The sequence below is a fragment of the uncultured Gimesia sp. genome (genome assembly GCF_963976445.1).
Classification (GTDB): Bacteria; Planctomycetota; Planctomycetia; order Planctomycetales; family Planctomycetaceae; genus Gimesia.
Genome location: NZ_CAXBKP010000004.1, coordinates 153,543 through 166,741 on the forward strand (window position 1 = coordinate 153,543; position 13,199 = coordinate 166,741).

A 13,199-nucleotide genomic window follows, 5' to 3' on the forward strand; every position below is an offset into this window, starting at 1 on the left:
TTTATGTCTGTCATTGAAACAGTCGTTGATCTAGTTCATATTTAGTGTAAGAGATGAGTCATGAAGTCACGTAAATTGTCATCGAAAACGTTGATTACCGTACAAATTCTGGTTGTGGTTGCTTTTTGTGGTGCCTATACCATGGGCTCTCGCGATTCACGCCAGGCTTTCAATGGTGTGTTTCTCAATCAGACAACGTATCCTGAAGTGAAAATTGATCGCAAGGTGCCACTATATGTGGAGCCATTGTATGACGATCCTTCGGTCGTGACTGATGAAGAACTGGCGGCTGTGCTCAAGCAGGTACGTCCTAAGTTTCCCCGGAAACATATGAAGCCGAATCATGTGGAGCATGCACTGCGCACCTGGAGTATCCGGTCGACATTTGAAGATCCGAGTATTGTCTCGGGTATTGAAATGCGTGATTTTTTGATCGACCATGCCCGATTTCTGGCTTCCTGGGGTGATGAAGCCTCTCCATTATTGGTTGATGAGCCGGTCGGGATTTCGATTCGCTGGGGTAGTCAAGTGGGGGGCTCGGTGCACCATGATCACTGGTTGGCGTCGTTGACCGAAGCCGGGATTCATCTAGATGAACCGGTGTTTGCTCCCTCCAGACGTGATATGGATGTAAACGATGTGATTCAGCAGTCACTACGCGATTTCCGGTTGGATGAGCGAGAAGTGGAATGGTCGGCGATGGCCTTTGGTTTGTGGATTCCTCCTGTCAAACAGTGGCAGACGACCGACGGTCGTACTGTCTCATTCGACCAGCTTGTACAACGACTCATTCGAGGGGATAAGAAATTTGGTGTCTGTGTGGGAACACACCGCGTGTATTCCCTGATGTTACTGATTCGTCTGGATGATGAGTTTGATATTCTGTCTGATCGGGCGCGAGCCAATGCGTATGCATATCTGGAACGTGTGCGCGATCTGATTAGTGTGTGTCAGTTTGAGGATGGACACTGGCCAGCGAACTGGATGGATGGGAAGACGGCATTGACGAATCCTCAGGAGATTCCCGAGTATAAAAATGTGATCGCGACAGGGCATCATCTGGAATGGCTGGCGATTGCTCCCAAGGAACTCCATCCGCCGCATGAGCAGATTGTGAAAGCGGCGAAATGGGTTATTAAAAATACCACCAGCCACACGGAAGACGAAATTCTGCAAAAGTATACGTTTTACAGCCATGTGGGAAATGCGTTGGCGCTATGGCGCAACACACATTCAGCCAAGTTCTGGAAAGAGTGGCAGAAGACGCATCCGTATGTTCCTGAAGTCAAGGCAGATAACGGCGCGATCGAAGCCCCTAAGCCAACGCTGTAGGGGCACGAAGTCGGGGAACGCAAGCCTATGCCTATTTTCCGCCGACGACGGTGAATGATGCTTTGGAGCCGGCGGGTTTAAAGAATTCCGCCTGGATGCCTTGGTCGGTTCGGTGTTCCAGATTGATCAGCAGCGTCAGTTTATGGACGCCTTTTGTTAGATCAAACTGATTTTCTGACTCCGGTTTTAGTTGTTGGGCGTCAATCCAGAGCTTCGTGTTGTCTGCAGAATTGATACGGAAGCCGACGGCTCCGGGTTCGGTCACTTTGATTTCCGCCTGTAAGAGAATCAGTGAATCGGTGGCGAGACTTTTCAGTTCTGCAAAAGGAAGTAACCCTGCCACCATCGCATATTGGGGAGTCCAGGCAGTTGCTGGTGCACGCAGGACATGTTCTTCAAACAGTTCCTCATCGGGGTTTTCATTTGTGAGCAACAGGTTGGGGATTTCTTGCATTACCAACCAGCGTTGGACCGTTGGTTTGGAGCGGACCGCATAGGGACCAGGTCTGCCCAACGCTGAGAGATATTTGACTACGTCTACCAGTTCATCCCGCGTCAGAAACTTCGTCAAGCCCTGAGGCATCAGTGAGCCGCCTTCCGTTTCATCATCAATGTCATCTGCGGGAATCACGATTTCTTTGCCATTGGCGTCTTTCAGGATGATACGTTCTTCATTCCGATCAACAACGATGCCACGAAGGATTTTGCCTTCAATCGTAAGGATGACAACTGTCTGGTAGGCTTCTTTCACCGCCTGATTGGGATACAGAATTGAGCGGACCAGGTAATCAACGGGGGAACTGGCACCGATGGGGCTTAAGTCTGGTCCCACTTCACCGCCGGCCTTGCTGACGGAATGACATTTCATACAACTGAGTTCGGGGCGACGGAAGATTTGTTCGCCGCGTTCTGCATTGCCGTTGGCGATGACGTCTGCGACGAGCTGTTTGAATTCGGCTTCGGTGAGTTTCTTTTCTTCGCCCGACATACCGGCGGCTTTACTGAGAGCATCGCTTAATGTTTTATCGCTGCGTCCGACGGAATACATATACCGCAGGAGCTTTTTGGCGACGTCTTCGGGAATCTTCTGTGAAGAGATGGCTGTTGCCAGTTGATCTGCGGCCCCCTGATTGTCCAGAATTGCGGCGATAAAAGGAGTGGGATCGCCGTCTTTGCCGGAAGACATGATCTTGATGCCGTCGGCAATCGCCAGTTTCAATTCGAGTGCTACCAGAGCGGCGGCGCCCTGGTAGCGGATATCCTGTGGAGAGTGGTCTCCGGTCAGTTGCTGCATCGCTTTGATGCTGGCGTCGCCACCAATCGAAACCAGTGCATCGATGGCGGCGGTGCGGAGTTTTTTATCTGTTTGTTTTGATAAAGCCAGTTGCTGAAGTTTCTCTGCAGCCGCGGACACCTTCCACAAGCCGGCTAGCTCGACGGCGGCCCGATTAATCGGCGGCTGTTCATCGATCAGAACCGAGATTCCAGCAAGTGAACCGGCGGGAATGATCTTGCGGTTCTGAAATGCTTCCTTGAGTGAAAGCAGCGATTTTTCTTTCAGTTCACCTTTTATTGCGCCTGTGACGATTTGCTCCCAGATATAGCCAAGATCGTCTTGATTCCCTTTGCGGCAGATCAGTTCAATGATCGTTCCCTGTCGTTGTGCAGGGATGCGGCCACTTTTTAAAAGCTTCATTAAGGAAGCGACTCTGCTTTTAGATTGGGCATGAGCCTGTTCTGCAGAGTCGTTGCAGAATAACAAGGCGGTCGTTGAGAGGAGCAGGACAGACAAAAAACGTGATGGATTTCTCATTATGAAACTAACTCTGCACAAAGATCTTTTGGTATTAGTTACTCAAGCCGTCTGGTGGCTGTCTGTGAAATGGCTTGAGGGTGAGATTGAAACGATCCAGGGGGAAGAATGATGTCCCCCTGGATCGGATTTCGAAAATATAATTGAAGCACTCGAAAACTTAATTGGCTTCCATGCGTTTTTCGAGTGTATCCATGGTCTCTTTTAAGGTGTACTCAAGATAATAATCCTGAGGGTGAATCAGTGATTCCACCGCAATTTCGAGTGCTTTGGGATCATGATAAAAACTCAGCGCCCGTACTGCTTCCAGTCTGACCCGGGGATGCTCGTCATTCACTTGGACCTGGAGCAGGTCGAGCGAATTGTCAACGCGGTCACGCCAGTAACATAAAACGCGTGTGGCGGCGGCCCGTGCTTTCGGTTCGGGAGAACTCAGCATCTTTTTCAGGAAGTCCACGTCGACCACGTCCAGGTTCTGATGAACCCAAAGTGCTTCCAGCAGGTTGTGCTGATAATCTTTATCTTTGGAATCCAGCCCGGCAACCCATTTATTGACGGCTGCAATGACTTCGTCTGTATCACGAACTCGTAATTCACGTCGAACACGGTAGCGAACCTGATCTTCATAGGTTTTCAGTAGGTCGAGCAGTTCCGGAATCGAAGCATCGGCAATATTCGGATCTTTCAGCAAAGGCTTCTTATTGTAAGTCACTCGCCAGATCCGACCGTGCTGTGCGTCTCGATTGGGGTCGCGAATCGAGTGTTGCATGTGACCGACAAGTGGATTGAACCAGTCAATCAGGTACAGAGCACCATCAGGTCCGAATTGCAGGTCAACAGGGCGGAAGTTGGTGTCTGTCGATTTCACGAGAGGTTCAGCCGGATCCGCGGCGAATCCGGAACCGTCTTCTTTCATTTTGTACTGCAGAACGCCGTGAAATCCGATGCAGTTATTGAGCAGGTAGTTCCCCTGCATCTCTTCCGGAAATTGTCGACTGGAAACGAATTCGCAACCCGCGGTCGGACGCCATTGTTTTTTCAGGAACTGTTTCATGCCGGCGTGTTTGCGCGGATAGTCGAGGTCTCCTGAGAAGGCGGTGCCGTAGTAGTTGGCACCACCGGAAGCATCGGCGACGAAGTTCTGTCCCCAACGGTCAAAAGTATGACCCCAGGGATTGGCATAACTGTAAGACACAAAGACATCGAATTTTTCCGTGCGGGGTTCATAGCGGAAGATACCGGCGTTTTTAAGCCGGCGCGGTCCGTATGGAGTTTCAACTTGAGAGTGATGGAAGGTTCCTTCCTGGAAGTAGAGGTCTCCGCCGGGTCCCCAGGTAAAGGCACTGATCGAGTGGTGCGAGTCTGCAGAATCGAAGCCGTGCAGCACGATTTCTCTATGATCTGCGTGACCGTCTCCATCTGTGTCTTTCAAGAAGACCAGGTTGGGTTGCTGGGCGACATAGGCACCACCGTCACCCAGTTCGATGCCTGTTGGCAGGTGCAGGCCGTCGGCAAATACGGTCTGTTTATCAGCACGGCCATCTCCGTTAGTGTCTTCCAAAATCAAAATTTTATCATCAACATCTTTGCCTGGCAGATATTGGGGGTAAGACTCCATGGTGCAGACCCAGAGTCGTCCTTTGCTATCGAAGGCGAATTGAACCGGGTTTTGCAGTTCGGGAAATTCCTGTTCGGAAGCGAACAGATTGATTTCGAAACCTTCTGGCAATTCGAATTTCTTTTGCGATTCCTGCGGTGATGTGATTTTAATCGAAGACAGATCTTTGACGTTCGTTTTGATGCCTGCAAATTCACCGGTCTGGCTGTCATCAATTTTCGTGGGTACGCTCTTGCCTTGTGCGACAGCCCAAATGCGTTTGTCGCGGTTTGCAATCATTTTACGAAGTTTTGCAAATTCGGCGGGAAAGTTGACGATGCCGAATGGTGCTTTACGGCCGCCGTAGATGTAATATCCGTTGACGGAGCGATAGTCATACCAGAATTGTTTGTTCTTTTCCAGAACTTCTGCACGCAGTAATTTTAGATCAACTGTTGAACCTTTTTTCGTTGCCGCGCCGAACAATGCTTCGTCAATGAAAGGGGCCAGTTTCTGATAGCCATAATCGGTTAGATGAATTCCGTTGAATGTTAAAGGGCGTTTTCCTGATTCCATCAGTTTTTTGCTGGGAGTAAACAGGTCGACAAAAACAACGTTCTTCTCTTTGGCAATTTTTCGCATAGCCTCAGTGTAGAGCTGAATGCGTTGATTATTTTCTTTGCCGATCGTTAATCCGGGCCGCTTCAGGTTTTCATTGGCGATTGGTGAGAAGAGTACCAGGCGGGGATGAGATTTTCCGTTATATTTGGCCTTGAGTGTGGTGTCGATGAAGTTCTTTAAGTCGGTCTCGAATTTGGCGAGTCCTTTTTTGCCGGCGAATGATTCGTTGAACCCGAAACAGGCGATGATGACATCGGCTTTGTGGTCTTCCAGGTTGTGCCCATGATCCTGGAAATCTTTGGATCGAGGACGCAGTGTCAACTCGTCGGCCGACCAGCCTAAATTGCGAACAACCAGTTCTTTATCGGGAAAGCGGCTGTGAAGCAGTGTTTCAAAGTATCCTGCGTCCTGCATTCGTTCAGGGAATGTATTTCCAATAAACACGATATGGTCATGTGGTTTCAATTCCAGGTGCTGCTGTTCTGCTTTGGCCTGGCTATTGGAGGCTGCAAAGAGGGTCGCTGAGATCATGCACAAGGCAAGTTGGAGAGGTTTCTTCACTGCAGTGGGCTTTCTTAATAATAGGCAAAAAAGGCAGGAGACCCAGAGGGCTTATTTGTGAGTCAAATCATCAGGATTCAGCATTTGGGATACCGATCGGTACTATGATTTTGTAGCATATAGCTACTTATGTCAAATCAAGGACGTGAGGCGAAGGCATAGTCTAGTCTTTTGCAGATCAGTAATCCACCAGGGAGTCAGTTTGAATGGAATCTAATTTAAGTTCGTCCAGAACGAAAATAAAACAATTTCGTATAGATTCTACGCAAAACGTAAAGGATTCGCTAAAAGAATTTTACCCGAAGGAGACAGACTCTGCAGCTATTAAATTAATTATCGAAAGTATTCCTGCCGGTGTGGTTCTCTATACGGAGGGAGTGCTGTTCGTAAATCATCGGGCCGATGAGCTATTAGGGGGTTCAGAAGAGCATCCCTTGGTCTTTCAGGAAAATCTATCACAGTTATTTCAATTAAAAACCAGTTTACAACCGGCTGAGAATTCCCCGACTGAGAGTTTACAAGAGCAGTCCCAGCATGCAGAGATCTGGTTCGCGCGCGGTGATGGCAGACAGCATTTATGTGAAGTGACTCTGCCGAATAATTCAGAACAGGAACTTTGGCTGATCAATGATATTACAGCGCAAAGACAAAATGAACGGTTGCTGCATTTACTGTCCAATGCAACCAGTGGTGTCACCGGCGAAGAGTTTTTTAAGCGTCTGGTCAAAGAACTGGCTGACGCATTAAAACTGAAATGTGTCTTTCTGGTTCGGCATCGATACGTTGATCAGAAAATCAAAAAGTGCCAGACAATCGGCGCTTGTTTCGATGGGCAACTGATCCCTGATTTTGAATATGAAGCAGAGGGATCGCCTTGTGTGCATATCACGGGGCAGAACTCCTATGTGGTTCATAGTGATGTTGCGAAGCGATTCCCTGATGATCAATTTCTGGCTGACAATAAATTGGAAGCTTATTTTGGTGTTCCCATGATTAATCGCAAAGGGGAGATTCAAGGGCACCTGGTGTTACTAAGTGATCGTCCGATTTATGAGAATTTGTGTGAAATTCCTGCGATTCAAAACTATACATTTCGGGCTGCGACAGAGGTCAGTCGAGAGCAGGCTGAAAGACGCTTACAAGAGAGTGAACTTCGTGTCAAAATGGCGGCGCGCGGCTCTGATATCGGATTTTGGGATTATGACCTTAGCACGGGACAGATCCAGTTTGATGACCACTGGCATTTAATGTTGGGTTATGAACAGGGAGAATTGCCGGAAATCTTTGCAACCCGAGAGGGACTGGCAAATCCTGAAGCACTACTGCCTGATTTAGATCCAGCGTGGACAGAACTGATACATTCGGATGATTTACTGCCAGCAGTAAAAATGCTGGATGATTATATATCTGGCCGAAGTAATTCTTATGATATCGAAATACGTATTAGAGAAAAAAATGGAGGCTGGAAGTGGCTATTTACGCGGGGGAAAATATCGACTTACGATCCACAGTTTAATCCCATACAAATCATTGGTACTCATATTGATATTGATGACCTGAAACGTTCTCAACAAATTCGCTTGGAAAACGAAGCGCGTTTGCGAATCATAATGGATCAAATTCCTGCTATTCTCTGGACGACCGATTATGATAATCAGTACACATCGATTGTCGGGGCAGGGCTCAATCTGTTAGGGATTCAACCCAATGAACCGGTCGGACAGGCCATTTTTGATTTTCAAGACACACCGGATGCCTCAAAGAATATGGTGGCGATGCATGAGCGGACTTTAAAAGGCGAATCTGTCCGATTTGAGCAGCAGTTACAAAATACGATTCTGGATATTCATATTGAGCCACTGCGGAATTCAAATGATGTCATCATCGGTTGTATTGGTCTGGCGATCGATGTGACTGTCCGCAAGAAGACAATCGAACAATTAAATCGCCAGCGGATTTTATTGCAGACGATTTTCCATTCGGTCACAGATGCGATGATTGTGACCGACCGCAGTCATAATATTGTGATGTGTAATGAGTCGATTCAGATCCATTTCCGTTGTCAAGAGGCCGATCTGCTGGGGAGGCCGATTCGGGAAATTATTACCTCAGGGGATCAGTTTGATGATGAATATCTGCGTGTCTCTTACCCCAATTCCCGGGTGTTAAAACCATTCATAGTGGAATATCTACGTGCGGACGGCACCCAGTTCCAGGGTGAGACAATTGTGACTCCGTTGCGGCGTTCTGATAATCAAATCACCGGTTATATTCAGGTGATTCGAGATATTACCGACCGGATCCAGATTGAAGAGGAAAAAGACCAACTACACGCTCAGATGCTACATGCTCAGAAGTTGGAAAGCCTGGGGGTCCTTGCCGGTGGGATTGCACACGATTTCAACAATTTATTGCTGGCAATTCTGGGCAATACGAATTTGGCGCAGATGGAACTGGGAGACAATTCTCCAGTCATTGAAAATGTAAAGAATATTGAAATAGCCGCACGACATGCGACAAAAATCTGCGAACGTCTCCTGGCGTATTCCGGTCGGCGGACGTTTGTAACAACAACCTTCAATCTGAATCAGATTATTCAGGAAACCGTTGAGATCTTAAAGACCATTGTTTCTCCCAATGCAGATATTGTATTGGAATTGTCAAATGATAAATTGCTGGTGCACGGTGATATGGGCCAGGTTGAACAGGTGGTTCTAAATCTGTTGACGAATGCGTCTGAAGCGATACAGAGTCAAAAAGAAACGGGTGTCATCCATATTCGTACGGGGATCATGACGTTGACTTCGGAGAATAGTACCAACTACTTTTTCTGTGAGAATATCAGCCCCGGTCAATTTGTGTACTTCGAGATCGAGGATACCGGGAGCGGGATGGATGAAGATTGCCAGTCAAAAATGTTCGATCCGTTTTTTACCACAAAATTTACAGGTCGAGGGCTTGGTCTGGCAGGGGTTTCCGGAATCATCCGGGGACATAATGGCGGGTTGTTTGTTGAATCGGCGGTGGAACATGGTTCCTGTTTTCGTGTGATTTTGCCAGTGGCGACTGAGGCTGAAGAAAAGATCGAGAGTGACAGCAGTGTCGATACCATTGTGCCTGCAGACGCAGGGTTTGTGTTAGTGATTGACGATGACAAAGCCGTCTGTAATGTGGTCAATCACGTGTTAAATCGATTCGGTTTTTCTGTGATGGTTGCGAATTCCGGGAGTGAGGGAATCGAAATATATGAGAAGAACCGTGATGGTATCAGTGTGATACTATTGGATATGACCATGCCGGGATTAAGTGGTGTGGAAACATATGAGTTGCTCAAAGACAAAGGGATTGATATTCCCGTGATCCTTACGAGCGGGCTGAGTGAAATGGATATTTCTGATCAAATGGAAGGCTCTAAAATTCTGCACTTCCTGAAAAAACCATACAAGCCACAAAAGCTGGTGAATATGGTGAGTAAGGCATTATTGCGGCATCAAATTCACAATGATTCAACGAACCGTTTTAAGTAATGGGTTTTATCATTGAATGAGGTACTGTTTGAAAACCTCAGCATACTGATTCAACACAAACGTCAGTAGCAGTAGCAAACCTGCAACGAAATCACTTTTTCCGAAACGATCCGCTCTGCCATGTGAGCGGACAAATTCAAAGATGGTTCCCGTCGGACAACCATAATGGCAGTATGCCTGTGGGATGAAGAACGACGCGACCAGCCCGGTGACGGCAATACAAATTGAGACGATGCCTGCGGAAGTCAGCAGGTATGCATCAAACGCTTCCAGTTCCGCCAGGTCAATCGGCAAGTCTAAAAAAATGATGCAGAGGATCAGTATCAGTAATAATACGGGAATCCAACGTAATGCCCGTTTGACATCAGGTCTGATTTTCCATTTGCGTTTAGCGGGAATGAGTTTTCCCAGGAATTCCTGTGCGGTTCCATGCGGGCAGATACTTTGACAATAGAGATTTCTGCGTGTTGTCCAGGGAACCAATATCGCGAGCACTGCTAATGCGACTAGACCAGACAATTGTCTCCAGGGAACCGCATACTTCGCCCAGCCTGCAAACAGGGATTCAGCCAGCAGGTCACCACTCACAAAACCCAGATAGAGGAACGCGGAAATTTTAAACAGTGTACGCAGTCGATGCACGCGTTTGAGACGGGTAAAGGTAATCAGCGCGGCTCCGATGCCAAACAGAAACAGGATGGCATCGCTGGTTCGGAACTGAAAGGGTTGAATCGCTTGCGACTGCTGTTGGGAATGCTGGATCCGATGGGCAATCGCATGGGCGATTCCCATGCTGGTCATAGTTGCTCCAGAGACACCTTCGATATCACCTTGCTGGAGATCCAGCTTTGCCAGATCATCCCATGAGTACTGGGTCCACAAATTCATGTAGTAACGATCATCGCGAACATCGTTCACGTGTGATGTGGTGTCGCCACTACTTCGAATTGTTAAACCAGTGATTTTTCCCGTGGCTTGATCGAAAACAATCAGAGTATCGGACGGACCACAGTAGCCGATGATGTCATCTGAGATCGGCGAGGTGCGGACGGCATAACCGATTGGTTGCTGTTCCTGATTCAGAATAAACAGCCCGCTGCGCGTCGAGTGATCGACGCGCAGCGAATGTGCCTCGGGGAGAATCGCCTGTACTTCGGGTAACTGAACCGGAGCGTTTCCCTGCACGCGTACGCGGACATAATAATCCCGGATCAGGAAGACGATCAGTACCAGAACGGCTATGCGATAGATTTTTAACGAGACGGATCTTAGAAAATTTGCCGGTCTCGGTGATTTCGGAGGCAGGGGAACTAGCGGTAACTCTGTCATCCTTCTCTCAACGCCTCAAACAAAGCGGAACTTTGTTTGAGGCAGCTCTATTTTGAACAAATTGCTCTGGATCGGTTGCTTAGTGGAAATCAGAGGGAGGTCGTTATTATCTTTATTTAGCCGGCAGGACTTGAATCGCATCGGCATGCACATTGCCATCCACGTCCGTATTTGACATGACCACTTCGATGGGCTGGTCTTTTTCAAACTGAAATGTTCCCAGCGAGATAAAGCCGTGAGGCAGTGGTGGCTTGATGCGCTGATTGATTTTAACGGTTTTCGTTTCCTTTGCAGAGCGAATTGTGACAGGAGTATTGGTAGCACGATTTTCATGATGACCATAGGCCAGTCGTACTTCATATTTTCCGGTTTTATCAACTTGGAAATTGAAGTGGATTTCTGCCTTTTTCCCTTTCCCGTGGTACACATAATGATTGCCGATATAACCTTTAAGGCCTTCTCCTTTAGTCCATTTGCCAATGAACTGGACGTTATTGTTTTCGTTGTCGATGACCAGTCCCGGTAGTGTGGCAGGGTCGATATATGCGTCAACAATGGGAGGTAATTGTTTGGCGTCTTTCGGGGTATAAAAATCGTCGGCGATTGTGTCACGTCGTAAGGCACCTTTGAGTGACATTAAGCGATCGAGATCTTTGTAATAATCGGTGTAGACAGCACGAGGACTGCATTTTTTATCTGTGCAGACCGCGGCCGCTTTACCAACAACTTCGCCCATCATGCCACCAGTTTTCATGACTCGGACGGTCCCCAGTGCTTCGTGTGTCACGCTGACACATCGGCCCGCCATAAACAGATTTGGAACGTTTCGAGAGTAGAAGCAACGATAGGGCACGGGATAGCCGCGTTTGCGATCGACGCTACGATCAAAAACCGCCTGCGAGATAAACGGATCTTCCGGATACTTTTTCATGTATTGTTTTTTGGGGTAATGTAAGTCGATCGACCAGGTACTGGGGACACAGCCATCGGGAAACTCAACTTTATTGACGATGTCTTTTCTGCGGAGAATCACATCGCCGCGCAACATACGGGATTCGCGTGGTCCGCCGATATAAGCCATCCAGGTCAAGGCCGCATTGCCGTGTTTGTCTTTGCCATCTTTGTTTTTCATGGTATTCCAGGCACCATAGACGGCTCTGAAGTTCCAGTCACGCATCGATTCCAGATCTTTGATCGGATCTTTATCGAAGCCACTTTCCCAGAACCATTCGCCGTGAAAGCGTTTGGGATAAGGGAAATCGTCCATCGTCAGGTCGAGTGCCCAGGGAACGTTGGGGAATGATTGTGCTTTTTCGGCTTCTTTCCAGGTCCACATGTTGCTCATGCCCATGTGGCCTTTTTCTTGGGTGTAGTAGTCGGCCCCAGCAAGAAATCCGATTTCACCATGGCCGGTACAGTCGGCAAACAGGGCTCCCTGAAATTCCGTTTGCTTGCCTGTTTTGGTATTGAAGGCGGTCACGCTTTGAATCGCGTCCCCCTCTTTTTTGACGGCGTAGGCATGGGTGTTCAAGAATAAATCGATATTCTTCTCTGCCCGGACAGTTGCTTCTTTGACATTGTCACCGAATTCCTCATAGGTGCCGGGAGAGGCTGATGCTGAGTCAGCAAATTCAGCAATGATTTCACCAATGTGTGGATACTTTCCCCGACGTACCAAACCTTTCGCCCAGACGCGCACTTCGGAACTACCATTCCCGCCGAGAACGGGACGGTTCTGGACCAACGCGACTTTACAGCCCATCCGAGCAGCCGAGATCGCAGCGCCCAAGCCGGCGTATCCACCACCTACGACAACGAGGTCATACGGTTTTGTTTTTTCCGGTTGAGCGGGAAGACCCAGCATGGCTTTGCGCCATTGGTCCATCGGTGCCATCTCATTTGGTGGAGAGTAGGATAGATCTTTAGTAAACAGGATCGCATCGCATCGGCCTTCGAAGCCGGTTAGATCGTGGAGTGAGAGTTTGATTTCGGGCTTCGTGATTTCAACAGTACCACCATCGTGCCAGAACCAATGGGCACTTTTTGTCCCAAAGGTTTCGCTTAACGGTTTGCCATCAATGGCTAATTGAAAGCGACCAGGAGTTCCAGAGGCTTTCCAGGGGGCGACCCAATCCTTGGTGCGAACGAAAACACGGTATTTGCCCGTCGAAGGAAATTTCACCGTTGTTTCTGCATCAGCAACAGGTTGTCCCAGACCATGAGCCAGTAAGTAAGGCGAGCCCATGCTGTTGATAAACTGGGTGTCCAACTTCCAACCGCCTTGTTTATCGAAACTCTCTGCTTCGATCAGTACACCGACTGTGGGTTTTGTTGCGGCAATGCAGTCAGAGGAGAGCACGGTGATCGCCAGTCCGGCGAGGATATAAAACAATCTGGAAGTAAAACGCATACTCTCTGA

Annotated in this window: 6 protein-coding genes; 2 read left to right on the plus strand and 4 right to left on the minus strand. The window is 48.3% G+C overall.

Annotation, left to right across the window (positions count from 1 at the left end; genetic code table 11):
• Positions 1-60 precede the first annotated feature (60 nt).
• Positions 61-1,332 (plus strand): hypothetical protein, encoded by a 1,272-nt coding sequence (locus AAC022_RS06555; RefSeq protein WP_339729236.1) that lies wholly within the window; start codon positions 61-63, stop codon positions 1,330-1,332.
• Positions 1,333-1,363: 31 nt separating this feature from the next.
• Here AAC022_RS06555 and AAC022_RS06560 read toward each other — a convergent pair whose 3' ends face one another.
• Together AAC022_RS06560 and AAC022_RS06565 are read right to left on the minus strand one after the other, a co-directional pair.
• Positions 1,364-3,028 (minus strand): HEAT repeat domain-containing protein, encoded by a 1,665-nt coding sequence (locus tag AAC022_RS06560; protein WP_339729238.1) that lies wholly within the window; start codon positions 3,026-3,028, stop codon positions 1,364-1,366.
• Positions 3,029-3,305: 277 nt separating this feature from the next.
• Positions 3,306-5,924 (minus strand): PVC-type heme-binding CxxCH protein, encoded by a 2,619-nt coding sequence (locus tag AAC022_RS06565; protein ID WP_339729241.1) that lies wholly within the window; start codon positions 5,922-5,924, stop codon positions 3,306-3,308.
• 206 nt (positions 5,925-6,130) lie between these two features.
• Between AAC022_RS06565 and AAC022_RS06570 the strand changes: the two genes are divergently transcribed.
• Complete coding sequence (locus AAC022_RS06570) at positions 6,131-9,451, plus strand: PAS domain S-box protein (RefSeq protein WP_339729242.1); 3,321 nt, start codon at positions 6,131-6,133, stop codon at positions 9,449-9,451.
• 9 nt (positions 9,452-9,460) lie between these two features.
• On the opposite strand, the gene AAC022_RS06575 is transcribed toward AAC022_RS06570, so the two are convergent.
• Together AAC022_RS06575 and AAC022_RS06580 are read right to left on the minus strand one after the other, a co-directional pair.
• Positions 9,461-10,780, minus strand: coding sequence for a 4Fe-4S binding protein (locus AAC022_RS06575; RefSeq protein WP_339729245.1), 1,320 nt, complete (start codon positions 10,778-10,780; stop codon positions 9,461-9,463).
• 112 nt (positions 10,781-10,892) lie between these two features.
• Entirely contained in the window at positions 10,893-13,190 is a 2,298-nt protein-coding gene (locus AAC022_RS06580; RefSeq protein WP_339729247.1) for an FAD-dependent oxidoreductase, read from the minus strand.
• Positions 13,191-13,199: the final 9 nt, after the last annotated feature.